The 24,572-nt window shown below is 49.3% G+C and carries 24 protein-coding genes; 14 read left to right on the top strand and 10 right to left on the bottom strand.

Annotation, left to right across the window (positions count from 1 at the left end):
- Positions 1-89: 89 nt before the first annotated feature.
- A complete protein-coding gene (locus tag IPG31_08975; GenBank protein MBK6618472.1) occupies positions 90-971 on the bottom strand; it encodes an NAD-dependent epimerase/dehydratase family protein in 882 nt (293 codons plus the stop codon).
- On the bottom strand, positions 964-1,875 hold the full coding sequence (locus tag IPG31_08970) for a glycosyltransferase family 2 protein (protein MBK6618471.1): 912 nt from the start codon (positions 1,873-1,875) through the stop codon (positions 964-966). Before IPG31_08970 ends, IPG31_08975 begins: the two co-directional genes overlap by 8 nt.
- A 403-nt stretch (positions 1,876-2,278) precedes the next feature.
- Between IPG31_08970 and dnaA the strand changes: the two genes are divergently transcribed.
- From dnaA to IPG31_08915, 11 genes are all read left to right on the top strand, one after another.
- Positions 2,279-3,670 (top strand): chromosomal replication initiator protein DnaA, encoded by a 1,392-nt coding sequence (gene dnaA / locus IPG31_08965; GenBank protein MBK6618470.1) that lies wholly within the window; start codon positions 2,279-2,281, stop codon positions 3,668-3,670.
- 201 nt (positions 3,671-3,871) lie between these two features.
- A complete protein-coding gene (locus IPG31_08960; protein ID MBK6618469.1) occupies positions 3,872-4,996 on the top strand; it encodes a DNA polymerase III subunit beta in 1,125 nt (374 codons plus the stop codon).
- Positions 4,997-5,055: 59 nt separating this feature from the next.
- On the top strand, positions 5,056-7,488 hold the full coding sequence (gene gyrB, locus IPG31_08955; protein ID MBK6618468.1) for a DNA topoisomerase (ATP-hydrolyzing) subunit B: 2,433 nt from the start codon (positions 5,056-5,058) through the stop codon (positions 7,486-7,488).
- Positions 7,489-7,569: 81 nt separating this feature from the next.
- Entirely contained in the window at positions 7,570-8,034 is a 465-nt protein-coding gene (locus tag IPG31_08950) for a YbaN family protein (protein MBK6618467.1), read from the top strand.
- A gap of 95 nt (positions 8,035-8,129) precedes the next feature.
- Complete coding sequence (locus IPG31_08945) at positions 8,130-10,946, top strand: monovalent cation/H+ antiporter subunit A (GenBank protein ID MBK6618466.1); 2,817 nt, start codon at positions 8,130-8,132, stop codon at positions 10,944-10,946.
- Entirely contained in the window at positions 10,946-11,275 is a 330-nt protein-coding gene (locus IPG31_08940; GenBank protein ID MBK6618465.1) for a Na+/H+ antiporter subunit C, read from the top strand. The genes IPG31_08945 and IPG31_08940 overlap by 1 nt, the downstream gene beginning before the upstream one ends.
- The gene (locus IPG31_08935; GenBank protein ID MBK6618464.1) at positions 11,275-12,792 is read left to right on the top strand and encodes a monovalent cation/H+ antiporter subunit D; all 1,518 of its coding nucleotides are present in this window, start codon (positions 11,275-11,277) and stop codon (positions 12,790-12,792) included. Before IPG31_08940 ends, IPG31_08935 begins: the two co-directional genes overlap by 1 nt.
- Entirely contained in the window at positions 12,792-13,280 is a 489-nt protein-coding gene (locus IPG31_08930; protein ID MBK6618463.1) for a Na+/H+ antiporter subunit E, read from the top strand. Before IPG31_08935 ends, IPG31_08930 begins: the two co-directional genes overlap by 1 nt.
- On the top strand, positions 13,277-13,546 hold the full coding sequence (locus IPG31_08925; protein MBK6618462.1) for a K+/H+ antiporter subunit F: 270 nt from the start codon (positions 13,277-13,279) through the stop codon (positions 13,544-13,546). The genes IPG31_08930 and IPG31_08925 overlap by 4 nt, the downstream gene beginning before the upstream one ends.
- 13 nt (positions 13,547-13,559) lie before the next feature.
- The gene (locus IPG31_08920) at positions 13,560-13,916 is read left to right on the top strand and encodes a Na+/H+ antiporter subunit G (GenBank protein MBK6618461.1); all 357 of its coding nucleotides are present in this window, start codon (positions 13,560-13,562) and stop codon (positions 13,914-13,916) included.
- Between the two features lie 6 nt (positions 13,917-13,922).
- Positions 13,923-14,660, top strand: coding sequence for an rRNA pseudouridine synthase (locus tag IPG31_08915; protein MBK6618460.1), 738 nt, complete (start codon positions 13,923-13,925; stop codon positions 14,658-14,660).
- Positions 14,661-14,853: 193 nt separating this feature from the next.
- On the opposite strand, the gene IPG31_08910 is transcribed toward IPG31_08915, so the two are convergent.
- From IPG31_08910 to IPG31_08900, 3 genes are all read right to left on the bottom strand, one after another.
- Positions 14,854-15,270 (bottom strand): DUF86 domain-containing protein, encoded by a 417-nt coding sequence (locus IPG31_08910; protein ID MBK6618459.1) that lies wholly within the window; start codon positions 15,268-15,270, stop codon positions 14,854-14,856.
- Positions 15,258-15,662 carry a nucleotidyltransferase domain-containing protein gene (locus tag IPG31_08905; protein MBK6618458.1) on the bottom strand — a complete coding sequence of 135 codons (405 nt, stop codon included), beginning with the start codon at positions 15,660-15,662 and terminating at the stop codon, positions 15,258-15,260. The genes IPG31_08910 and IPG31_08905 overlap by 13 nt, the downstream gene beginning before the upstream one ends.
- A gap of 296 nt (positions 15,663-15,958) precedes the next feature.
- A complete protein-coding gene (locus tag IPG31_08900) occupies positions 15,959-16,423 on the bottom strand; it encodes a PEP-CTERM sorting domain-containing protein (GenBank protein ID MBK6618457.1) in 465 nt (154 codons plus the stop codon).
- 690 nt (positions 16,424-17,113) lie between these two features.
- On the opposite strand from IPG31_08900, the gene IPG31_08895 reads away from it, so the two are divergent.
- Entirely contained in the window at positions 17,114-17,770 is a 657-nt protein-coding gene (locus IPG31_08895; protein ID MBK6618456.1) for a hypothetical protein, read from the top strand.
- Between the two features lie 32 nt (positions 17,771-17,802).
- Here the strand turns inward: IPG31_08895 and hypE are convergent, their stop codons facing one another.
- The 5 genes from hypE to fur form a co-directional block, all read right to left on the bottom strand.
- On the bottom strand, positions 17,803-18,870 hold the full coding sequence (gene hypE / locus IPG31_08890) for a hydrogenase expression/formation protein HypE (protein ID MBK6618455.1): 1,068 nt from the start codon (positions 18,868-18,870) through the stop codon (positions 17,803-17,805).
- Positions 18,867-19,997 carry a hydrogenase formation protein HypD gene (hypD, locus tag IPG31_08885; protein MBK6618454.1) on the bottom strand — a complete coding sequence of 377 codons (1,131 nt, stop codon included), beginning with the start codon at positions 19,995-19,997 and terminating at the stop codon, positions 18,867-18,869. The genes hypE and hypD overlap by 4 nt, the downstream gene beginning before the upstream one ends.
- A complete protein-coding gene (locus IPG31_08880; GenBank protein ID MBK6618453.1) occupies positions 19,994-20,245 on the bottom strand; it encodes a HypC/HybG/HupF family hydrogenase formation chaperone in 252 nt (83 codons plus the stop codon). The genes hypD and IPG31_08880 overlap by 4 nt, the downstream gene beginning before the upstream one ends.
- A gap of 2 nt (positions 20,246-20,247) precedes the next feature.
- A complete protein-coding gene (gene hypF / locus IPG31_08875; GenBank protein MBK6618452.1) occupies positions 20,248-22,545 on the bottom strand; it encodes a carbamoyltransferase HypF in 2,298 nt (765 codons plus the stop codon).
- A gap of 115 nt (positions 22,546-22,660) precedes the next feature.
- Positions 22,661-23,101 carry a ferric iron uptake transcriptional regulator gene (gene fur / locus IPG31_08870; GenBank protein ID MBK6618451.1) on the bottom strand — a complete coding sequence of 147 codons (441 nt, stop codon included), beginning with the start codon at positions 23,099-23,101 and terminating at the stop codon, positions 22,661-22,663.
- A 164-nt stretch (positions 23,102-23,265) separates the two neighbouring features.
- Between fur and IPG31_08865 the strand changes: the two genes are divergently transcribed.
- A complete protein-coding gene (locus IPG31_08865) occupies positions 23,266-23,757 on the top strand; it encodes an outer membrane protein assembly factor BamE (protein ID MBK6618450.1) in 492 nt (163 codons plus the stop codon).
- Positions 23,754-24,560 carry a 4-hydroxy-tetrahydrodipicolinate reductase gene (gene dapB / locus IPG31_08860; GenBank protein MBK6618449.1) on the top strand — a complete coding sequence of 269 codons (807 nt, stop codon included), beginning with the start codon at positions 23,754-23,756 and terminating at the stop codon, positions 24,558-24,560. Before IPG31_08865 ends, dapB begins: the two co-directional genes overlap by 4 nt.
- Positions 24,561-24,572: the final 12 nt, after the last annotated feature.

Raw genomic sequence — 24,572 nt, 5'->3', positions numbered from 1 at the left:
CCCCATCGGTAAAACAGCGCGACCATATGATTCAATCAAGCACGACTTTTTCAATACAAAGCAAAATTTTGCTGGAAAATCGTTCGTTATCAACACAACTCTTTCTTATTTAAGGTAAAAGGACCGGGAGTATAGCTAAAGTCATGAATAGCAGCTGAATAATCAAATACCAAATCCTGATTCATTCTGTCAATCATGCCTGGAGTGATATGCCGAAAGCGCGGTAACATTCTCACCATCTTCACAACAGCGTGTATCAGCCATTCCGGGAAAAAAAGCAATCGCGGTGTTCGTTCCATCGCGGCGAAAATCTTTTCTACCATACGGTGATAGGCAAGCGTCTCACTACCGGCGATATTGTAAACCTGATTGATTGTCTGCCCGGATAATAAAGCAGCCAGACACGCACGGGCGACATCTTCCACATGAACCGGTTGCCGCAACCCCGTTGCCTGGCCAGGCAACGGGAAGAAACCGAATCGGCGAATGAAACGGACAATCTGCATGATATTTTGATCCCGCCCCTGACCGTAAATCAAGGTGGGTCGCAAGATTGTCCAGCTCACGCCCTGCTGTTTCGCCCAATCCCCAAGACGGGATTCACCTTCCGCCAGCTGATGAGCCAATATTTGCTCGCTGCTATCAGTGGACTGACTTTTGGTCAACACACTGGTGGAGGACAACACCACTATTCGGCGCACCCCTTGGGCAATCAGCCAGTCAAATTTTTCCGGCAATGTCCAGATTGGCGCGAGATAAAACCAATCTGTGATTCCTGCGTCATCATCCCTGTCAATATTTTCTGGATGAATCTGTCGCCATGAAACGGCCGCTTGTTGTTCCTGAAAAAAGGTTTCCACATTGCGGCGTGTATACGCCACAACCTGCCAGTCATTTTTCAGCAATTCGCTCACCAGAGACTCACCGACAAAACTGGTTGCACCGATTACACCGGCAGATCGTTTATTCACGATGAAAACCTGCTGATTTTAATAAGCTCGCACCGGCATGATAAAGCACAACCATGCCAAAACGCATCCACACCCCGGTGGCCACTAGCCAAGTCAGTACAACAGGATAGCGATTCAAAAAAAATTTTCGGTAAAAACGCAGCATCCCCCTGTGTTTATGCCAGGCAACGAAAAAAGGACGTGCATGACTACAAGCTCCCTGAAAATGCAATACTGACACATCCGGCACAAACAGGATTTTCCAGTTTTTCTGCCGAAATCGCATACACCAGTCCAGATCTTCACAATGCAGAAAATACCCTTCATCCCAATTACCTACTACATCGATCGCCTGCCGACGAACCAACATCAATGCCCCGGAGATTGCTTCCACTTCAATGGGGTGATTCGGCAGTGGCTGCCGGTGTAAATGAAAATCAAACAAAAGTGCTGGAAAGCAGGGAGCAAAGCGATGCAGACCTGTTGCTCTGACAAACGCGCGCCATGGCGTGGGCATCGCGCGGCGGCTGCCCCCCTGCTCACTACCATCAGGATTGAGCAGGCGACCACCCACCATACCTGTCTGCGGATCTGACTCGATAACCTGTTTCAGTCGCTCTACAGCACCTGGACTGATCAGACTGTCCGGATTGATGAAAAGTATATAGGGTAATATGGCCTCGCGCATACCCAGGTTACAACCTGCTGCAAAGCCTACATTTTTTTGCAAGGAAATAATGTTAAGTCGGCGGTCATTAAGAAACGCATCGTTGAGTCTGGCAAGACTCGTATCTGTCGAAGCATTATCCACAACGATAATTTGCCCTACTTGTGTTGACAGAGCCAGGGCACAATCAACCAGTAATTCTCCGGCGTTGTAGTTTACGATTAAAGCAGTGATCGGGACTTGATAATTCAGGTTCATCCGGTAAATTTTTGGTGGGACAGTTGACTTATGGTTAAATTTGTTTGAATTGGCAATACCGCTGTCAGTTGAAAATCCGCCTGCCATACACGTTGACGTTGATAACTGGTACACGGAAAATTCGAGTATTTATAACGAGTCTAACCGTTACCTTTTCAGAAAAAATTCAACCTGATATTCCACCCACCCTGGCAGGGAAACTTTATTATACTACCGCTACCTGTCAAAACCTGTAAGCTGTGACCAGGCAATTCCGGTGATGTATTTATTTAACCCGATCCCCTTTTTCGGCCTGCTCACATCAAACCAATTTGTATTAAATGCTGGTTTTAGCATAACCATAAAATAGTTATAACTTGTTATCGCTATAACTGTTCGCAATAAGCCATACGTAAAAAAATTTATGCTGAAAATAGAACCCTTCTGGCACGATTGTCTGGCACAGTTTGATCAGGAATTAAATGGCCAGCAATTTAATACCTGGATCAAACCATTGCGGCTGGAAACCTCGCTGGAAGATGAAAATACCCTGATACTGATCTCACCTAATCGTTTTGTTCAGCAATGGGTCCGTGATAATTTTATGAATCGTATCGAACAAATCGCGCAGCAATATTTCTGCCAGGAAATTTTACTCAAGCTTGTTCTGGACGAAAGCAACAAGGATCAGCCTGAAATTAAACCCGATCCGGTATCGGACCACACAAAAATAAAAAAAATTAACGGAGTAAAAGCTAACCGTAAATCTCCCGCTAATGTAATCAAAAAAACGGATGGCAGTTGTCTGAACCCTAATTTCAATTTTGAGACACTGGTCACTGGCAAGGCCAATCAGCTGGCGCGTGCAGGAGCATTACAGGTTGCGGAACGCCCCGGCATTGCCTACAACCCCTTGTTTATTTATGGTGGTGTGGGATTAGGGAAAACTCATTTACTCCATGCGATCGGAAACGAGATATTACATTCGAACCCGGCTGCCAAAATACGTTATGTCCATGCTGAAAAATATGTTTCGGATGTGGTCAGTGCTTATCAACACAAATCATTTGATAAATTCAAGTCTTATTATCATTCCCTGGATTTACTCCTGGTAGATGATGTCCAGTTTTTCAGCGGAAAAAACCGCACCCAGGAAGAATTCTTTTATGCGTTTAACGCGCTTGTAGAAGCTCATAAACAAGTCATTATCACTTCTGATTGTTACCCTAAAGAAATCAGTGGGATGGAAGAGCGGCTGGTCTCAAGATTTGGCTGGGGACTAACCGTCGCCATCGAGCCACCCGAACTGGAAATGCGGGTGGCAATCCTATTGAAAAAAGCGCAAGCCGAGAAAATGAAGCTCGACGAAAATACGGCTTTTTTCATTGCCAAATATATTCGCTCCAATGTTCGAGAGTTAGAGGGAGCGCTGAAACGTGTGTTGGCCTATTCCTGTTTCACCAACCTGCCTATTTCCCTGGAACTTGCCAAAGAAGCGTTGAAGGATTTGCTGGCGGTTCAAAACCGGCATATTTCAATTGAAAATATCCAGAAAACCGTAGCAGAGTATTACAAAATCAAACTTACCGATATGTTCTCCAAAAAACGTACCCGGATTATTGCCCGTCCCCGTCAGATTGCCATGGCAGTTGCCAAGGAGCTGACCCAGATGAGTTTACCGGATATCGGCGAAGCCTTCGGTGGAAGGGATCACACCACTGTATTACACGCACATCGTAAAATCATGGAATTACGCCTGTCTGACCCGACTATCAGCCGGGATTTCAACGCGCTGCTGCATATTCTGCGTGGTTGATATTCCTGTATACGGAAGTGGTATGGATTGTGGATAACTATCCTTTTTCCAGACAGAAAAAATTTTATCCACAACTTATCAATAAACCATACGGTATTTATACCCTGATTAAAATAGGTATAACCTTATGATATAAAAATAAATTTATTTTTATACCGTTTTTGGTAATGCCTTATTAACTATTATTATTTTTTTTATTAAATGAAATTATTAATAACTGATCTCAATTTATTACTCAAACCACTCCAGATGGTTAGCGGTGTCGTAGAACGCAGACAAACACTGCCCATCCTGGCGAATGTATTGGTTGAAATTGGTGATGGAAAACTGAAATTTGTCACCTCTGACATGGAAATCGAGAGTGAGGCTACTTCTTCCAGTGAAGAATTGATCGCTATTGAACCCTTGCATACCACGGTATCGGTCAGAAAATTATTGGATATTCTGCGTGCACTCCCCAAAAATACGCCACTTGAAATCAGCAAGCAGGAAAACCGCTTGCTGATTATTTCAGGAAAAAGTCGTTTTCATCTTCAACTTTTGCCAGCAGAAGCCTTTCCACGGATGCATCAGGAAGTTGACAGTAATAAAATTACCTGCACGCTGCCTCAGAGAATCCTTAAAACACATTTACAACATGTTATCCATGCCATGGCCCAGCAGGATTTACGCTATTATTTAAATGGAATGATTTTTGCAATAGAAGCAGACAGATTAACGCTGGTAGCAACAGATACCCGTCGTTTAAGCCTTTCCAGTGTATCCTTAAATGAACACTTTGAAAAAAGTGTGACCATTCTGCCAAGAAAAGCAGTACAGGAGCTTGCCCGCCAACTGGAAGAGAGCGATGCGCCCGTGACAATTGAAGTTACTCCTAAAATTTTCTGTTTTATTTTTCCGGAAGCGGTATTGACATCCAAAACCATTGCCGGAAACATAATTGACTACAAGGCTGTGCTTCCCAAGGAACGGAACTATCAATTCTCATTGAATAGATTGGAATTTCTTTCGGCACTCAAACGGTTGGTGATCATATACAATCAGAATGATCCTTTCCACAACGTTCAATTTAAGCTTGCTGATAACAGCGTCCTCCTGTCAGTTGTAAATCTGGATCAAGAGGAAGCCAGCGAGGAAATTAAAACCAATTATCAGCTTGATCCTATCGATACCGTGTTCAATATACTGTTATTCATAGAAATACTTAATGATATAACCTCTGAAGTCATTGAATGCTCATTTGAAGAAACCCATGAAGATCGGTTATTGATCACCGTACCAGGTGAAAATGATTTTCTGCATATCCTGATGCCGATGAAAAGGTAAATAACACACTGTTTCAGCAATTTTGATTACTTCTATTTTAAATAAAGCGACCCTCGGTAATGAACGACAATCCATCCAGATTTACTAGCAAAAACAGTGACAATCCACAAGAATACAATTCTGACAATATCAAAATCCTGAAGGGACTGGACGCAGTTCGCAAACGCCCTGGAATGTACATTGGCGATACCAGTGATGGAACAGGATTGCATCATATGGTGTTTGAAGTGGTCGATAATGCCATCGATGAATCACTTGCCGGTTATTGCGATGATATCCTGGTCATTATTCATCCTGATAATGCAGTCAGTGTTCATGACAATGGCCGTGGTATACCCACGGGAATCAAACAGGACGATGATCTGAAACGCTCAGCGGCTGAAATTGTTATGACAGAATTGCATGCGGGAGGAAAATTTGACGATAATTCTTACAAAGTTTCCGGTGGCTTGCACGGTGTGGGAGTATCAGTGGTCAACGCCTTGTCGGAATGGTTACGCTTGACGATTCGTCGCGAAAGCAGGGTCTATCAGATGGAGTTTCGGAATGGTGTCGCGGTGGCACCCCTGAAAATTATCGGTGAGTCTGAAAAAACCGGAACAGAAGTCCATTTTCTGGCCAGTCAGGCCATTTTTGGTGACATCACCTATCATTATGAAATTTTTGCCAAACGGCTGCGTGAACTTTCCTTTCTGAATAATGGGATCAAGATCAGACTGGTTGATCAACGCGAAGACAAGGAAGAAACCTTTGCGTTTAGCGGCGGTATCCGTAATTTTGTCGAATATATAAACCGTAGCAAAACAGTGCTGCACCCTAAAATTTTTACAGCAAAAGGCATAAAGGAAGATATTTCAGTCGAAGTTGCCATGCAGTGGAATAACAGCTACGCCGAGCAAGTATTATGTTTTACCAACAACATTCCTCAGAAAGATGGCGGCACCCATCTGACCGGGTTGCGTGCCGCGATGACACGTACCCTGAATAACTACATCGAACAAAATGAGCTTGCAAAAAAAGCCAAGGTAGATACTACCGGCGACGACATGCGTGAAGGGTTAACCTGTGTGCTCTCCGTCAAGCTGTACGAACCTAAGTTTTCCTCGCAAACCAAGGAAAAACTGGTGTCTTCCGAAGTTCGCCCCGTAGTCGAAGAAGTAGTATCACAAAAACTTTCCGATTTTTTGCTGGAAAATCCAAATGAAGCCAAATTAATTTGCAGCAAAATCATAGAAGCGGCCAGAGCGCGCGAAGCAGCGAGAAAAGCACGTGAACTGACTCGCAGAAAAGGCGTGCTCGACAGCATGGGATTACCCGGAAAACTGGCAGATTGTCAGGAAAAGGATCCGAGTTTGTGTGAAATTTATCTGGTGGAAGGAGATTCAGCCGGAGGATCAGCCAAACAGGGAAGAGATCGTAAATTCCAGGCAATCATGCCGCTCAAGGGTAAAATTCTAAATGTTGAAAAATCACGTTTCGACAAACTGATTTCTTCGCAGGAGATCATTTCCTTGATTACTGCGCTGGGAACCGGCATTGGCAAGGACGAATACAACCCCGATAAACTGCGTTACCATCGTATTATCATTATGACCGATGCGGATGTGGATGGAGCTCATATCCGCACATTACTGCTGACTTTCTTCTACCGGCAAATGCCCGAGTTGATCGAACGTGGCCATGTTTATATTGCCCAGCCACCACTTTATAAAATCAAGCATGGCAAGCAGGAACGCTATTTAAAGGATGATCATGAGCTGAAACGCTACATGTTGAGCCTTGCACTCAAGGGAGCCGAACTATACCCCGGAGAGAATCGTGCCCCATTAACGGGCGAAACACTTGCCAGCATGGTTGACATTTATCTCCTTGCAGAAGCCGTTATTGAACGTATGAGCCACCTGATCGATCTTAAGGTTTTATACGCCCTATTGAAGCAACCGGAAATTGATTTAAGCTCGCTCGCGAGTGCAGAGGTTAGCGCACGCAATCTGACTAATATCGTGCAACAGGAAGCGCAGATTACAGCCGAGTACAATGAAGCATTTGAGCGCTATCGACTGAAAATAACCCGTAGCCTGCATGGAAATCAGTTGAATAGTTATCTTGATGAAGATTTTTTACATAGTGGTGATTTTGTCCATATTCAACACGCTGGCCAGATGCTGGATGGCCTGCTCGGAGAGCACGCCAGAATCAAGCGCGAGGAACGAGAATCGCCTATCCGGGAATTCAAGGATGCGCTCATGTGGTTGATGGAAGAGGCGAAAAAAGGTATTGGTATCCAGCGTTATAAAGGATTGGGTGAGATGAACCCGGATCAGCTGTGGGAAACAACCATGGATCCCAAAAACCGGCGCTTGTTACGTACCCAGATTGAGGACAGCATTTTGACTGATGAGATTTTTACGACACTGATGGGTGATGTGGTAGAACCCCGCCGTGCATTTATCGAAAATAACGCGTTACGTGCCAGAAATATTGATATTTAACAAGTAATAGTAGGAAAATAGTAAAAAATATGAACTTTTAAAAGCGCTCTGTTGGTCCGATATATTTAGAGGATACCAATCATGCTTGCCAAACGTAATAGTGATCAGCCAACAAAAACTGCGCAGATCCATCTCCTGCAACTGCACGAATCCTCGTTCATTCGCTGGCTGTATTTCGTAATTGGTTTGACCGCACTTATAGCAGGTATTCTCGGTATTTTCCTGCCAGTTTTACCCACTACCCCATTTATTTTACTGGCAGCGGGCTGCTTTGCACGCAGTTCCGAGCGTTTTCATGTGCTGTTGATGAATCATCGTATTGCTGGTCCAATCATTTGTGAATGGTGTGAATACCGTAGTATGCCCCGCAAGGTCAAGCGCTGGGCTTATCTGTTCATGACATTGTCTTTTGGCAGCTCCATTCTGATTGTCTCCTCCTTATGGTTGAAAGCCATGCTGGTGTTGCTGGCATTATTGCTGGCTTTCTTCATCTGGCGCGTGCCGGTGAGAGAGGTCGAGTCAAACGATAAGCAAAAGATGCCATAATAGCGCCCGCTGAAAACAATCCTGCTGTTTACGTTTTTTCCGCAAACCTGGGGTAGTCGTGCCCAATATTTTTTAGAAACAAACTGTTAATCAATATGAGTTTACTGTCAATTGTCCTTTTGCCTTTTTTTGGCGCACCTTTTGCTGCCATGATTTCCAGGCTGGGACGTTTGCACGCTGCCTGGTTTGCTGGAGCGGTCAACCTGCTGGTGCTCGGCCTCTTGCTTTTGCAGGCGGTTGCTGTATTCGACGGACAAACCCTGCTGTCGCGTTTTGAGTGGATGCCTGCGTTGGGGCTCGATCTGGTGTTTCGTCTCGATGGTCTGGGAATGCTGTTTGCCTTGCTGATTCTCGGTATCGGTTTTCTGGTCATCGTCTACGCGCGATATTACCTCTCCGCGCACGATGACATGGGGCGGTTTTATGCCTATCTGCTGTTGTTCATGGGTTCGATGTTGGGGATTGTACTGGCGGAAAATCTTATTCTGCTGCTAATTTTCTGGGAATTGACCAGTCTTTCGTCTTTTCTGTTGATCAGTTACTGGCAACATCGCCAAGAGTCGAGAAGTGGTGCGCGCATGGCGCTGACCATTACCGGGGCGGGTGGACTGGCTCTGCTGGGTGGATTTTTGCTGCTGGGCGAGATCGTTGGCAGCTATGAATTGACTACCGTTCTTGCTTCTGGTGAGCTGATCCACGCGCATCCACTTTATCTCCCGATGCTGCTGCTGGTGTTATTGGGCGCGTTTACCAAGTCAGCACAGTTTCCGTTTCATTTCTGGCTGCCCAATGCGATGGCGGCTCCTACGCCGGTTTCAGCCTATCTGCATTCAGCGACAATGGTCAAGGCCGGTGTGTTTCTGCTGGCGCGACTGTTCCCGGCTTTATCCGGTACGCCGGAATGGTTCTGGCTGGTTAGTGGCGCGGGCTTGATCACGCTGATCCTCGGTGCTTACATTGCGCTGTGGAAGCATGATCTCAAGGGACTGCTCGCCTATTCGACCATCAGTCATCTTGGTCTGATTACGCTGCTGTTTGGCATCAGCACACCGATGGCAGCGGTTGCGGGTATCTTTCACATCATCAATCACGCTATTTTCAAGGCTTCTCTGTTTATGGCGGCGGGTATCATTGATCACGAAGCAGGCACACGTGACATGCGTCGCTTAAGTGGCCTTTGGCAATTTATGCCCTATACCGCAACACTGGCGATGGTCGCAGCGGCATCAATGGCAGGCGTACCATTGATGAACGGTTTTCTCTCCAAGGAAATGTTTTTTGCCGAGACCCTGCATGATATTAATTTACCATGGGGCTGGCTGCTGCCAGCGGGCGCAACCTTGGCAGGTGTATTTGCTGTGGCGTATTCCTGGCGTTTCATTCACAACGTTTTTTTTGGCGCGGCACCGACGGGTTTGCCAAAAACACCACATGAGCCGCCGCGCTGGATGAAGGTGCCGGTAGAAGTTCTCGTCGTGTTGTGTGTGATTGTGGGCATCTTTCCCAATCTGACGGTCGCGCCACTGCTGGCGGTTGCGGCAAGCGGCACATTACAGACAGCGCTACCGCAGTATACGCTTGCCATCTGGCACGGCTTTAATCCGGCGCTGGGAATGAGCCTGATCGCGCTGGCTGGCGGCATTACTGTCTATCATCTGTTAAGCCATTTTTTCTCGTTGCGACAGCATGGTATCGAATGGCTATCGATGAAAACACTCTATCAGTTTATGCTGGATAAACTGTTCCTGACCATGAATTATGTGACGAACCTGCTGCAGACAGAGTCGCTGCAGCGCATGGTATGGGTGCTGATTCTGTTTGCGATACTGCTCGGCACAGAGGGGTTTACCGGTGAATCATTTTCTCTCACAGGCGAACGGGCATTATTGCCTGTGGATGGTGTCAGTCTGGTTGTTGCCATTGTGATATTGCTCGCGGCAGTGGCAACCGTGCTGTTTCACCGTCAACGACTGATATCACTCATCATGATCGGCACAGTCGGTCTGGGCGTTGCGCTGATATTTGCCAAATTTTCCGCACCTGACCTGGCGCTGACCCAGCTTTCGGTAGAATTTGTGACCATCGTGCTGATGTTACTGGCACTGTATTTCCTGCCGCAAATTACGCCACCGGTTTCCAAACCCATATGGCGGTGGCGTGATGCCACGCTTGCATCCTGTGCGGGCATTGGTGTGGCGGCGTTGGCCTGGGGGGTGCTGACCCGGCCATATGACACGATCGCTGATTTTTTCCTGATGTACAGCTTGCCGGAAGGGGGAGGGAAAAATGTTGTTAACGTTATTCTGGTTGATTTTCGTGGTTACGATACTCTTGGGGAAATTACTGTATTGGCACTAGCGGGCTTGGGAGTTTATGCAATGCTGGAGGGGTTGAAGCTCAAAAGTCTGGCTACTGATTTCAGTACCCAAACCTGGGATGAAGATCGCCATCCACTGATCATGGGTGCACTGACCCGAATATTGTTTCCGCTGATGCTGATGGTGGCTATCTTTATCCTGTTGCGCGGCCATAACCAGCCAGGGGGCGGCTTTATTGCCGGACTGATTACTGCGGTTGCGCTGATTACGCAATATCTGGCGCAAGGTACCGCCTGGACGCAGGTGCGTCTGCCAGTCAACATGCACACCGTGATCGGCAGTGGTTTACTGATTGCCCTCGTGACAGGGTTTGCCAGCTGGTGGTTTGGCTATCCATTTCTGACATCCACCTTCGGCCATGTACAACCGGCCATAACCGGAGAATTTGAGCTGGCCTCGGCGATGGCATTTGATCTGGGCGTTTTTCTCGTGGTGGTGGGCGTGACCGTGCTCATTATCGTCAACCTTGGTATGGTGCACAGCGATAGTCATGTACGCGGCCACTCTACTCATTCTCATCCGAAAACACCTTAATGGAAGCACTAATTGCAATCATCATTGGAACGCTGACGGCTTGCGGCGTTTATCTGGCGCTGCGTGAGCGGACCTTTCCGGTCGTGCTGGGGCTGACATTCCTGTCCTACGCGGCCAACATTTTCTTGCTGGCGATGGGGCGGCTGACGATCGGCGCCCCGCCGATCATTGGACAAAATGGGGAAGTTTATGCGGACCCGATTCCTCAGGCACTAGTGCTGACCGCGATCGTGATCAGTTTTGCCATGACGGCGTTTGTGATTGTGCTATCACTCAAGACCTACAAGGAAATGGGCAATGACCATGTAGATGGAATTCATAAGCCATGATGGCGCATAGTGTCATTGCTCCAGTATTGTTGCCGCTGCTGACCGGCATCATTCTGATATTACTGCGGGAAAAAAATCTGTTACTGCAGCGCAGTGTTAGTGTTCTGTCGATTCTGCTGCAGATTCTTCTGGCTGGAGGGCTGCTCTTTCAGGTTAATGGCGGGGAAATTTTGACGTATTCCCTGGGTAACTGGCCGGCGCCTTTCGGTATTGTGCTGGTAGCAGACCGTCTTGCTGTCTGGATGCTGCTGGTGACCTCCCTGGTTGCCCTGTTTTCCCTGCTCTATGCGTTGAACGGCACCGACAGCAGTGGACACCATTTTCATGCGCTGTTTCAGTTGCAGTTGTTTGGTTTAAACGGCGCGTTTCTTACCGGCGATTTGTTCAATCTGTTTGTTTTTTTCGAAATTCTGCTGATTGCATCCTATAGCCTGCTGCTGCATGGCGGTGGCCGGTTGCGAACCAAAGCCGGTTTGCATTTCGTCGTGATCAATCTCGTGGGCTCGACCCTGTTCCTGTTCGCAGTGGGAGTGCTGTATGGGTTGTTGGGTACGCTCAATATGGCGGATCTGGCAATGAGGATCGCAGTAATGCCGCAGGAGCAGGTTCCCTTGATTAAGGCCGCCGGGTTATTGCTGTTTGGTGTGTTTGCGCTCAAAGCCGCTCTGGTACCGCTTTATCTGTGGTTGCCATCGGCGTATGCACACACATCGGCACCGGTTGCAGCATTGTTTGCCATCATGACCAAGGTCGGTGTCTATAGCATTCTGCGTAGTTACACACTGATATTCGGCTCGCAAGGAGGGCTGGCGGCCAACCTGATCGAACCGTGGCTGTTGCCGCTTGCGTTGCTGACATTGCTGATCGGCATGGCGGGGGTGGTGGCGAGTAAGGGATTGCGTCAGCAAACGGCTTATCTGGTCGTGGCTTCTGTCGGTTCGTTGCTGGTTGCATTGGGGCTCAATACCGAAGCAGGTATTGCAGCAGGTTTGTATTATCTGCCACATTCGACTTTTGCTGCATCAGCCTGTTTTTTACTCGCCAACAGCATTGCCAGTCGGCGTGGCATGTTGACGGACCGGTTTGAATCGGCTCCTCCAATTGAGCATGCGCGGCTACTGGGTGGTCTCTTTTTCGTTACGGCTGTTTTGCTGGCAGGTTTGCCACCGTTGTCAGGTTTTATTGGCAAATTCATGATTCTACGCGCGGCATTAGCACATTCGCAATTTGTGTGGATCATGGCGGTGATACTGATCACCAGCCTGCTGGCATTGGTTGCGCTGGCACGCAGCGGTAGTCTGCTGTTCTATAAGGTACAGGGCGCGCCGGTACCCGCTCGTATGGGTACCCCTTCCATTTTTGCGGAAACCATTCCGATTGTCGGGCTGTTGAGCCTGTGCCTGGCGCTGGTGTTGTTCGCAGGGCCGGTGAGCGGTTATCTGCAGCTCACAGCCGAACAATTGCTGCAGCCAGCCGGATATATCCGTGCCGTTCTGTTGATGGGGGAACCAAACTAATGCGACGACTGCTGCCCCACCCGTTGTTGACCCCCATATTGGCAATTCTGTGGTTGTTACTGGTTAATAGTGTGGAATCCGGACAGATCGTGCTGGGATTGTTTCTGGGCTGGCTATTACCGCAACTGACCATCTCATTCTGGCCAGAGCAGATTCGGATTAAACGACCATGGCTTCTGCTGAAATTCCTGGGTATTTTCCTGCTGGATATTGTTGTTGCAAATTTCACGGTTGCGCGCCTGATTCTGGGTAATCCAAAAAATCTGCATCCGGTATTCGTAACGATTCCGCTTGATGTCCAATCCGAGCTGGCAATCAGCTTTCTTGCCAATGTGATCTCTCTGACGCCAGGAACGGTATCTTCACTTGTGTCACCTGATCATCGTTATCTGCTGGTGCATGCCTTGAATGAAACCGAACCTGATGCACTGATTGCAACTGTCAAATCGCGTTACGAAGCCCCATTAAAGGAGATTTTCGAAAAATGATTTCCATTGCCGTAATGATTGCCCTGACGTTAGTAACATTCGCGGTGGCGCTCAGCTTTTGGCGACTGCTGCGCGGCCCCAGCCTGCCGGATCGCATTCTTGCGCTCGACACGCTCTATATCAATTCCCTCGCGTTGTTGATTCTGCTTGGCATACATCTGGGCAGCGCGCTTTATTTTGAAGCGGCGCTCTTAATTGCCGTGATGGGGTTTATCGGTACGGTAGCCGCATGTAAATATCTATTGCGTGGCGATATCATCGAATAAAGGAAGACCTGCCATGCTCGAATTTCTGATTTCTCTGCTAATTGTTACCGGTGCGGTTTTTGCGTTTATCGGCTCGCTAGGGCTTGCCCGCTTGAAGGATTTCTACACCCGCCTGCACGGCCCGACCAAGGCAACGACCCTGGGTGTAGGCTGTCTGCTGATTGCTTCGGCGCTTTATTTCAGCCTGATCGAGCAAAGCATCAGCCTGCATGAAGTGCTGGTGACCCTGTTTCTGTTCATGACCGCGCCGGTGAGCGCGCACATGCTGGCGAAAGCCGCGCTGCATCTTCGACTGGATTCTCTTGCCAAACCGCCCGTATCGCCACCGGCAGATCTGCGGACCGACCAGCAGGATGCAGCCCATCGTTGACAGATAGTGGAAAAAATACGTCTTTCCAGATTGATGTCGATGCAGGGGCTGTGTTCTCGGCGCGAAGCAGATCGCTTTATCGAGCAGGGCCGGGTTTATGTCGATGGCCAACCCGTGAGCGAGCTGGGCATCAAGGTTTACCCCTCGCAATCCATTACGCTGGATGCCGTTGCGCATGCCGAACAGCAAAATCTGATAACGATATTAATGAATAAACCCGTCGGCTACGTATCCGGCCAGCCGGAAAAAGGCTACCTGCCCGCCATCAGCCTGGTGAACAGTCGTTCACAATATTGCCCCAATCCAGCCACCCTTCGCTTTCTTCCGCAACATATCAACCACATTGCTCCCGCTGGCCGGCTGGATATCGATTCGCAGGGGCTGATGGTTTATACCCAGGATGGCCGTATTGCCCGTCAATTGATCGGTGAACACTCAAAAATCGAAAAAGAATATCTGGTCCGGATTCAAGGAAAGCTGACCCATGAAGGGCTGGCTTTGCTCAACCATGGCTTGCAGCTCGACGGCCAACGCCTGAAACCGGCAAAAGTCAGTCGACTGAATCAGGATCAGCTACGGTTTATTTTGCAGGAAGGCAAAAAACGTCAGATCCGGCGTATGTGTGAGCAAGTGGGATTGCAGGTAACCGGCCTGAAACGCGTGCGTATCGGTCAGGTCAGACTGGCGGATCTGCCGGAAGGCAAATGGCGTTATTTGAGCAGAGATGAATCTTTTTCTCCCTAATTCCAATTTTTGATAGACATGAAAATTATAAAATATATAACTAACTGTTTTTAATAATTTAAACTAATATAATTATTGCTGTTTCTATCTGTAATTGGAATTAGGAGTCGTTCATAGATGACTGTAACACTTATTTTTTTACGGCTTCCAACTGATTAATGATCCAGTCTGGCTCGCCACGTTGTGAAAAAAATCACAACCTGACATAGTGGCTGATCTCCAGTGCAAACTGGCGAAAATCTTGAATGGAATGTTCACAGACAGCATAAACAATTTCCCAATTAATCGCTTCATATTGATGAATTGCAACATTTCTGAAGCCCACGGCTTTTTTTAACCGGTGACCTGTCGGTTCGGAAATGGCGCCGATTTCCTGAAGTATGGTAAATACGTTTCCCATGGTTTGCGGCGCCGCGTGATCGGCGTGACTGATGATATGGCTGCCGATATCAACGCTTAGTTGTACGGCGCGGGTGAGATTGAGTACCAGAATATCCTGCAGATCGATATTCTGTTTCAATTGATCGACACTACCTGGTTTTTTATCTTCTATCCGCTGGATGGAACGCCGAAGGGACTCCAGTTTTTCGGCCAGTACTACCGTATCCATCGATCGCGTCTTTCCTTCAGTATTCTTTCCCGCAGCGGGACAAAATCGGCAGTATTCAGCAGATGACGTGTCAGCAGGCGTGCGTAAACCGTATCGTCTCCCAGCAGGCGCTGACCTTTGAAAACCTCCCCAAGTATCGGTTCCGGAGCGTCATTGACATCAACAATATCCACCGGGCAGCCTAACTCTATGCCGATTGTCTCGATCAATTCCATTTTAAAATGATCGCTTACCGGCGCATCGGTCATGATCGCCAGATCGATATCGCTGCCGAAGTGTTTTTGTCGTTCAGGATTTGCCTGAGAACCAAACAATATTGCCAGCCTGATATTGGGATAGCGTGACAGCAATCCGGTCAATTGCCGCGCAAGCTGTGGCTTGATGGTTGTCATGTTCATAACGCGGACGAAAGCGTCTGGTATGTAAAAAGTGTAAGAAATAACGCGGTTGACATCATAGCATTGACCGTGAATTCATCAATGACCTCGATCAACACGAAAGCCCGATGACACAAAACCAGTCGGGCCTATGCGGACTAACTGATCATGTTAACCAGCACTATGTAGATGATTACCTGTTGGTGATCGCAATTCAAGCAGGCTGAGTATTCTGAGGATAGTACAGATAGGGAAGGCAAATAACACTTCACCCGCAACGGGAAGGTTAGCGAGTGAAGTGTCGATGATTTTTACATCAAGACACTACGTCGACGGGCAGCTACCAAGCCGAACAAACCCAGACCCAATAGCGCCAAAGAAGCGGGTTCGGGCACCTGGTTTCCGCTACAAGCTGGATCATTGGGATTCAGTCTGCAAAAATCAATGATTTCCTGGAGTTTTCTGTTTGCAAAGTCGGTGACAAAAGCTTGCACGACAGTTTGGTCGGTTGTGTTGAACTGGTTTAAATCAAACACTGTACCACCGTGATCAGTAATCAAAGTGGAATAGGAATTAATGGTGCCTGTATTACGCAATACACCGTTATACAGCGCATTATTATCGGTCAACACACCGTCCAGAATAGCAGCGGATACCGCTACACCACCAACCGCACCGCGATTTACTCTGTCGCCATTTGAGGGTTCATCCGTCAGAATGATGATGTTTTTTACAGCATTTGACCGGAATGAAAACAAGGAAGTCTGACCATCCAGCGCATTTAATGCAAATGCAGTGGCGGTGTAGCCTGGTTCAGTTCCACCATTAGTGCGCAATCCCAGTGCGGCAGTAGCGAAGGTTGTTGGATCCGTCAGATCAGTCACCATTCTCGGAACAACCAAGTTGTTTCCATAACCTACCAGCCCGTATTGAGCGTCTACCTGGCCGGTACCCGTCAAAATGCTGGCAAACAATCCAATATTGCTTCTCAGGTTAGCTTGAACGTTACCCATGGAACCGGATTCATCAACGACAAAAATCACGTCGCTCAATATGGGTGCCGCACTCAGAGACGTAGCAAATAAGCTGGAACAAACGGCGATGGCCGAAAATATTTTTTTGTATTGCATGGTAAACCTCATTTATAAAGATAAATTAATAATCGTGCTATCGGGGTATTGCTGCTTAATCAAGTTGAAATTCAAGCAACTCCCAATTTAAAATAAGCACAAAAGATGCCATAAAATATTTTTGTTTATTATCAACAAGATAAACTGTAGTTAGTATTTTCATTGCCCAAAGTGTAAAAATTTCCGACAAGGACGATTTTCTTTTCACGATTAATGATGGATTGTTTGAGGGTTAATTTGCTTCACGGTTTTCCCGGCTATCCGGTAACATCATCTATCACCTGACTTGGTGAATATTCGGTTTTCTACTGATCACTTTTTCAGGATAGTCATACGATGTGTTTTTCGGCACAAGCCAGTTTTATCGTTGGGGGTACGCTTGCGCTTATCGGGGTGAGTGCGGTCAGGCGAGCCAATAATAGCCCGCTTATTTTCGTTGCATTTATTCCGCTACTATTTGCCTTGCAGCAGTGGGCGGAAGGCTTTCTCTGGATAGTGCTGCAAGACGGGTATCCGCCGTGGGCACTGTTCTGGCTGCCCAGTCTGTACGGAATCTTTATTGGCGTGATCTGGCCGGTTTACGCCCCGTTTGCGGTTTATCGGGCAGAAGCCGATGACCATACGAAAAAAATTATTTTGCCGATGCTGCTGGTGGGGTTAGGTTTGGCGGGTTATACCATCATCGGGTTGATTGATGAACCGATCGTGGCGCGGATCGTCAATCAGAGTATCTATTATGACCACGATGTTGAGGGTCAGCAGCTTGTCCTGATAATGTATTTATTTGCCACCTGCGTGCCGTTCATTCTGTCGAGTGACCGATGGCTGAATGTGGCGGGTGGCGTCATCGTGCTGGGGTTCTTAGTGGCATTTTTTGCTTACCGGCAGACGTTTGCATCGGTCTGGTGCTTTTTTGCCGCAGCGGCCAGCGCGTTACTCTATTTTTACATTGCTAATCAGGTTAAAAATCGGCAGGATCGTGAGATACGGTGAATACTTGATCACCTGAAATTCAGAAATCGAATTCAGCAAATCCTCGGCAGCAATTCACCGCTTGGCATATCGAGAATACGTTGGCCGCCGATGGCGGTTTTCATGGTAACGAGCCCTGCTTCGCCTGCCGTAACTTCTCCGATGCAGGCCGGATCACCTTGATTGAAGCTCGCCATGATTTCCCGTGTCTTTTTCACGGCAGTGGGCGTGACAAAAGCAACGAAGCGGCCTTCACAGGCAACATGCAGCGGGTTGAGTCCGAGTAATTCACAAGCGCCGCTGACGGCATCGCTCACGGGAATCTGCTGCTGGTCGATGTCGATCTGTATCGCGGCACTTTGAGCAATTTCGCACAGTACCGCAGCAAGTCCACCACGGGTAATATCGCGCAGGCAGTGAATATCGAGTCCCGCATCGAGTAATGCCATCACGCAATGGTTGAGCGGCGCGGCATCACTCGCCAGATCGCTTTCGAACGAAAGTCCTTCGCGTTGCGCCATCACGGCCATGCCATGGCGGCCAATATCGCCGCTGACAATGATCTTGTCACCGGGTTGTACGGATTGGGGATGGATGCTGACAGCATGGTGCATTTCACCGATGCCGGCAGTATTGATGTAAAGCCCGTCACCCTTGCCTTTTTCGACGACCTTGGTGTCACCCGTGACGATTTTCACCCCGGCGAGATCCGCCGCCCGGCGCATCGAGCAGACCACCTGCCATAGTGTTTCCATGGCCAGACCTTCTTCCAGAATGAAGCCTGCCGATAGATAGCGGGGTCGCGCACCGCACATGGCGAGATCGTTGACGGTTCCAAAGATCGCAAGCGAGCCGATATCACCACCAGGAAAAAACAGGGGTCGAATCACGTAGGAATCAGTGGTAAACACAACCTTGCCAGCCTCGATTCCTCCTACGTCGAGCGTAACGCCATCGTGTCCCGAGAGTAGTTCCGGGTTGTCGAACGCGCGGTAAAACATTTTTTCGATCAGCTGCTGCATCATCCGCCCGCCGCTGCCGTGCGCCATCAGCACGCGAGGATAATCCACCAAGGGAATGGGGCAGGTAAGCGTAAAAGATTCTGCTGTCGTCTTTGTCATGGTATATGTTGCTCCTTGCTGTTCGGGCTGGCCGGGGAGGGCGTGCTTCTGCGGTAATGATAGTAAGCTGCGCAGGCGCCTTCGCCGGAAACCATGGTCGCGCCAAGTGGGTGTTCCGGAGTGCAGGTTGTGCCAAACGCGGGGCACGCAAGCGGCGTCTGGATGCCCTGCAAAACCTGGCCGCTGATACATTCCGCCGATTCTGCAGTGGAAACGTCCGCCACATCAAAACGCCGTTCGGCATCGAATGCCGCGTAGTCATCCGCGAGTGACAGACCACTTGCCGGAATTTCTCCTATGCCGCGCCATTTACGCGCGCTGACCTGAAATACGGTGCTGACCAGTTGCTGCGCATGGCGATTGCCAGCTGCAGTGGCTGAGCGGGCATACTGGTTCTCGACTTCATGGCGGTTTTCCTCCAGCTGGCGCACGCACATGTAGATGCCCTGCAGCACATCCACTGGCTCGAAACCGGTGACGACGATGGGCACGCGGTATGTTTCAGCCAAAGGGGTGTACTGGGTAAAGCCCATCACGGTACAGACGTGACCGGCCGCCAGAAACCCCTGCACCTGGGTGTCTGGCGAAGTCATGATCGCTTCGATCGCAGGAGGAACCAGCACATGGGACACCAGCGCCGAAAAATTCCGGATATCCCGGGTAGCCGCCTGGTGAATGGCCAGCGCATTGGCAGGCGCGGTCGTCTCGAAACCGACAGCAAAGAAGACGACCTGCCGATCCGGATGGTCTGCCGCAATACGGACGGCATCAAGCGGCGAATAGACGATGCGGATATCGGCACCTTCGCCCTTGAGTGACAACAGGTCGCAATCGGAACCCGGCACGCGCAGCATATCGCCGAAAGAGCAGAAAATCACGCCAGGCTTTTGCGCAATGGCAATGGCCTTGTTGACCATCTCGACCGGGGTGACGCATACCGGGCAGCCCGGCCCGTGGATCAAGCGGATCGCTGCGGGCAAGAGATCAGTAATCCCATATTTGACGATCGAATGGGTCTGTCCGCCGCAGACTTCCATGATTGTCCACGGGCGGGTCGTGATCTGCGCGATGGCGGCGAGATATTGCTTTGCTGCCTCGGCATCGCGGTATTCGTCGAGATATTTCATGCACTCTCCTCACCGACTTTTCCGGTAGCGCCAATTTCGTCGAGATAGGTAAATGCTTTGTCCGCCTGAGCCGGATCGATTCTGGAAATGGCGATACCGACATGAACCAGCACATAATCACCGATATCTGCTTCCGGCACGAATACCAGATTGACTTCCTTCACGATCTGCCCAAAGCGTACCCTGGCAAGACGGCCCTCTGCTTCTCCTGATATGGATTCAATTAACCCCGGTATTGCCAAACACATGGTTATGTCTCCTGAAAGATGGGTATCGCGGTCATGATCTGCCCGGCGGCCAGGCCACCATCATTGGCGGGCAGCAGATGATGATGATATACCTCGAATCCAGCCGTTTTCAGTGCCTGACAGGTTTGTTCCTGTAACAGTCGGTTCTGAAAACAGCCACCGCTGAGCAGGATGACTTTTTCGCCAATCTGCTGCGCGACGGCAACGGCCATTTGCGCCAGCGTCATATGGAAATTTGCAGCAATCCGGCCAACCGCATGGTTATGGGCAACCTCATCGATGATCTGACGCAGCATGGGCCGCCAGTCAACATTCAGGCCACTTTCATCAAGCGGTGAAATAACAAAAGGATACACCGTATTGTCCGCCATGGCTGCGGCGGCTGCATGTTGCAGCGCCATCGCGGCTTCCCCCTCGAAGTCGCTCACATGACATAAGCCAGTCAGTGACGCGACCGCATCGAATAGCCGCCCGACGCTGGACGTCATCGGACAGTTTGTCCGGTTGGTGAGCATTTGCTGCAATATTGCCAGTTCGGCTGTGGAGAAATCGTTTGTACTGACATGCAAATCAGCAAAACAGTCGTCGCCGTCGATTGCGTAGCGAACGCCCAGCGCCGCACGACGCGGCTCACGGATCGCCCGTTCGCCACCCGGTAGTGGAAAGGGCAGAAAATGAGCCACACGTTGAAAGCCACGGATATTAATCTGCAGAAATTCCCCGCCCCAGATGGTGCCATCGGTGCCGTAACCCGTGCCATCCCAGACAATGCCAAGCGCCTTGCCGCGTAACCTATGTTCTGCCATGCAGCTGCGTGCATGGGCTTCATGATGTTGTATGCCTGTAAGTGGCAGCCCGAGTTTTTCGGCTGTCCGTGTTGACTGATAATCGGGGTGCAGATCACATGCCACCCTCTCTGGTTGAATGGCGTATAGCGAACACAACGTTTCAATCGTCTCTCGCTGCGCCCTGACAGTTGCCAGCGCTGACAGATCGCCGATATGCGGACTGATAAGCAAGCTGTGCCCGGCTGCAAGCGCAACTGTGTTTTTGAGCTGTCCGCCGGTCGCCATCAGCGGGCGTAATACGGCCTCGTCAAGCTCGATATGGAGAGGCGCATACCCCCGGGAAGCGCGCAGCATCACCGGTTTGCCATGGGATACGAACAACACCGAATCATCAATGCGGTTCGCAATCGGACGATTGTGGGCAAGATACGCATCGGCAATCTGACCAAGCATTGCCACCATCTCCGTCTCATCCTTGCATAGTGGCTCATCCGACAGATTGCCACTGGTTGCGACCACCGGAAAGCCAAGCGCATCAAGCAGCAGGTGGTGCAGCGGCGTATACGGCAGCATCACGCCCAGTGTGGGTTGATCCGGCGCCACCGCTTTACAGACAGCCTGATTTTCTTTGAGGCGTTGCAGCAACACAATCGGTGCCTGAGGGGAGGCAAGCAGGCTGGCTTCTTCAGCAGATAATTCACAAGCGGTTGCTACTTGCGCCAGATCGGGAAACATGACGGCAAATGGCTTACGGCGGCGGTGCTTGCGTGTTCTTAATCGCAGCACGGCTTCCTCGATTCTGGCATCGACCAGCAAATGAAATCCGCCCAGCCCTTTGACCGCAATGATTTTCCCATCACGCAACGCGGTGATTGCCAGCTGCAAGGCGGCATCCGCCGTGGCAACGACCGTTCCGTCCCGGTTGCCGTATTGCAGAACGGGCCCACAGCGCGGACAGGCGTTTGGCTCGGCATGAAAGCGGCGATTTCCCGGATCATGGTATTCCGCCGCACACGGGTCGCACAGAGCAAAGGCCGCCATTGTGGTATTCGCCCGGTCATAAGGCATACCGGTCAGAATGCTGTAACGCGGGCCGCAATCGGTACAGTTGATAAACGGATAACGGTAACGCCGGTTGTCGGGGTCAAACAGCTCTTGTTTGCAGGCATGACAGGTTGCCAGATCAAGCGGTAGATGACGATGATTGCCGGGATTGGCAAGACTGGGTCGAATCACGAACCCCGCGATGTAATGACAGGGAATCAGTCGGGTTTGCAGGCTGGCAATTATCGCATGTGGCGGCTTCTGTTGCGGCAGTGTGTGGATGAAACTCGCCAGCACCGCTGCCTCTCCTTCTACCTCAATTTCAACACCGTTACTACTGTTACGCACCCAGCCGAAAAGCCCCATGCCGGTTGCCAGTCGATGCACATAAGGCCGAAAACCAACACCCTGCACCCATCCGGTTACCTCGATGTGATAGCGTTTTTTCGATAAGGAAATAGTAGCCACCAGAAATAATCAAACCTGTATTTCATTGAATCTATAGGCTGTTTTAGCTAAATACCCCGCTATCATTAACTGGCCAGCCGCACACAACGCTAACGATATTGGAGCCCCAATTGGGCTATTTGCGGTGTGGACAGTTCTCCTTGGTGCAATCTGCATATAAGGACAGAGAATGTTCCTGAAGAATGAACCCTCGTTCTTTTGCAATTTTGGTCTGGCGTTTCTCGATTTCTTCGTCGAGGAATTCTTCAACACGCCCGCATTGCAGGCAGACAAGATGATCGTGATGATTAGTACTGGCAAGTTCAAATACCGCTTTGCCACTTTCAAAGTGATGACGCTCCAGTAATCCGGCTTGTTCAAATTGCGTGAGTACGCGATAAACCGTTGCCAGACCAATATCTTCACCTTCGGCAAGTAACTCCTTGTATATATCCTCCGCCGACAGATGACGAATCTGGCTATTTTCAAATAAATTTAATATCTTTAAGCGAGGTAGTGTCGTTTTAAGACCAATATTCTTAAGCTCGGCGCTCTTTGAATTTCCCGGTTTATTCATGGTTTCATCCTTCAAAAAAAGAGATTTGCTGTATCATACAAGGACTCAAAAGCTTGGTATTTTGGGTCGCTGCCCGCACTATTTACTTTGGACATTCAATTTTATTGCGTTATTTATCTGGCTTCACTCTTCACTCCCGCTGGATCCAGAAAAAATTGCCCGGCATGAATCTATCTTTACTACAGTTACTTCTGCTGTTGCTTTGTTCTGCCATCTTAACCGGCTGTTCCTACCTGCCGGCCTTCCCATACCGAATCAATATCCAGCAGGGCAATGTGGTAACGGAAGAGATGATCGCTAAACTCAAAATGGGCATGACGCGCTCACAAGTTCGTTTCGCATTGGGTTCGCCGCTGATAACCGATCCTTTTCACAACAACCGCTGGGATTATGTCTATCGTCTTGCGCCCAGCGGGCGGGTTGCGGAAGAAAAAAGGCTGACTATTCTTTTTGAAAATGATCGTTTGACAAGGATCGACGGGGATTTTCCTGTACCTGCCACCTTCAGTGAAGCAGAGGAAATTATACCTGCATCTGGACAGCCATTTGATTCAATCGAGAATCCCAACCGCTTGCCTCAGAGTGAAGTAAACGATAGTCGAGCGATTGATTTCATGAAACAAAATCAGGATGAATTTTATAGAGGCAGGGAATGACGATATCGAATATCGCAGTAGCCGGCAGTACTGGCCGCATGGGCAGAACATTGATAGAGGCCCTCGCAGAGACAGAAGACCTGAAGCTGTCAGCCGCGCTGGAGCAACCAGGTAATCCGCTGCTATCTCAGGATGCCGGCGCATTGCTGGGCACGCCTTGCGGGGTTTCGATCAGCTCTAACCATATCGATGCCCTAAAAACCAGTGACATTCTGATTGATTTCACCCGTCCGGCTGGAACGCTGGCCTATCTGGCCGTCTGTCGTGAACTGAATATAAAAATGGTCATTGGCACCACGGGATTTACTGCTGCCGAAAGAACGATTATTCAGGATGCCGCGAACGAGATTGCCATTGTGTTCGCACCAAATATGAGTATTGGCGTCAATGTGTTGTTCAAACTCCTCGAAGTTGCAACAGCCGCCTTACAGAAGGGCTATGACATCGAAATCATCGAGGCGCACCATCGCCACAAGGTTGATTCCCCTTCGGGAACAGCATTACGTATGGGAGAGATTATCGCTCAGGTGGCGAATCGGCAGCTGGATCAGGTGGCAATTTACGGCAGACAAGGTCATACCGGTGAGCGGACTTCCGATACGATCGGCTTTTCGACCATCCGTGGCGGTGATATTGTTGGAGACCATACCGCGCTGTTTGCCGGTATTGGGGAGCGCATCGAAATCACTCACAAGGCAAACAGCCGTAAAACATTTGCCACAGGCGCACTGCGCGCAGCTCGCTTCCTGGCCACCCAAAAATCCGGCCTGTTCGATATGCAGGATGTTTTAGGACTACGTTAACTGTCGAAGCCA

The sequence above is a fragment of the Nitrosomonas sp. genome (assembly GCA_016703745.1).
Taxonomy (GTDB): domain Bacteria; phylum Pseudomonadota; class Gammaproteobacteria; order Burkholderiales; family Nitrosomonadaceae; genus Nitrosomonas.
The sequence above is the reverse complement of the archived record's forward strand: the minus strand, read 5'-3'. Positions and strand labels throughout refer to the sequence as shown.

What these genes read in the sequence shown, in the direction of transcription:
- IPG31_08970 (MBK6618471.1), bottom strand. Translation starts at nt 1,875, where the DNA reads ATGAACCTGAATTATCAAGTCCCGATCACTGCTTTAATCGTAAACTAC.
- dnaA (MBK6618470.1), top strand. Translation starts at nt 2,279, where the DNA reads ATGCTGAAAATAGAACCCTTCTGGCACGATTGTCTGGCACAGTTTGAT.
- IPG31_08960 (MBK6618469.1), top strand. Translation starts at nt 3,872, where the DNA reads ATGAAATTATTAATAACTGATCTCAATTTATTACTCAAACCACTCCAG.
- gyrB (MBK6618468.1), top strand. Translation starts at nt 5,056, where the DNA reads ATGAACGACAATCCATCCAGATTTACTAGCAAAAACAGTGACAATCCA.
- IPG31_08950 (MBK6618467.1), top strand. Translation starts at nt 7,570, where the DNA reads ATGCTTGCCAAACGTAATAGTGATCAGCCAACAAAAACTGCGCAGATC.
- IPG31_08945 (MBK6618466.1), top strand. Translation starts at nt 8,130, where the DNA reads ATGAGTTTACTGTCAATTGTCCTTTTGCCTTTTTTTGGCGCACCTTTT.
- IPG31_08940 (MBK6618465.1), top strand. Translation starts at nt 10,946, where the DNA reads ATGGAAGCACTAATTGCAATCATCATTGGAACGCTGACGGCTTGCGGC.
- IPG31_08935 (MBK6618464.1), top strand. Translation starts at nt 11,275, where the DNA reads ATGGCGCATAGTGTCATTGCTCCAGTATTGTTGCCGCTGCTGACCGGC.
- IPG31_08930 (MBK6618463.1), top strand. Translation starts at nt 12,792, where the DNA reads ATGCGACGACTGCTGCCCCACCCGTTGTTGACCCCCATATTGGCAATT.
- IPG31_08925 (MBK6618462.1), top strand. Translation starts at nt 13,277, where the DNA reads ATGATTTCCATTGCCGTAATGATTGCCCTGACGTTAGTAACATTCGCG.
- IPG31_08920 (MBK6618461.1), top strand. Translation starts at nt 13,560, where the DNA reads ATGCTCGAATTTCTGATTTCTCTGCTAATTGTTACCGGTGCGGTTTTT.
- IPG31_08910 (MBK6618459.1), bottom strand. Translation starts at nt 15,270, where the DNA reads ATGGATACGGTAGTACTGGCCGAAAAACTGGAGTCCCTTCGGCGTTCC.
- IPG31_08905 (MBK6618458.1), bottom strand. Translation starts at nt 15,662, where the DNA reads ATGACAACCATCAAGCCACAGCTTGCGCGGCAATTGACCGGATTGCTG.
- IPG31_08895 (MBK6618456.1), top strand. Translation starts at nt 17,114, where the DNA reads ATGTGTTTTTCGGCACAAGCCAGTTTTATCGTTGGGGGTACGCTTGCG.
- hypE (MBK6618455.1), bottom strand. Translation starts at nt 18,870, where the DNA reads ATGACAAAGACGACAGCAGAATCTTTTACGCTTACCTGCCCCATTCCC.
- hypD (MBK6618454.1), bottom strand. Translation starts at nt 19,997, where the DNA reads ATGAAATATCTCGACGAATACCGCGATGCCGAGGCAGCAAAGCAATAT.
- IPG31_08880 (MBK6618453.1), bottom strand. Translation starts at nt 20,245, where the DNA reads ATGTGTTTGGCAATACCGGGGTTAATTGAATCCATATCAGGAGAAGCA.
- fur (MBK6618451.1), bottom strand. Translation starts at nt 23,101, where the DNA reads ATGAATAAACCGGGAAATTCAAAGAGCGCCGAGCTTAAGAATATTGGT.
- IPG31_08865 (MBK6618450.1), top strand. Translation starts at nt 23,266, where the DNA reads ATGAATCTATCTTTACTACAGTTACTTCTGCTGTTGCTTTGTTCTGCC.
- dapB (MBK6618449.1), top strand. Translation starts at nt 23,754, where the DNA reads ATGACGATATCGAATATCGCAGTAGCCGGCAGTACTGGCCGCATGGGC.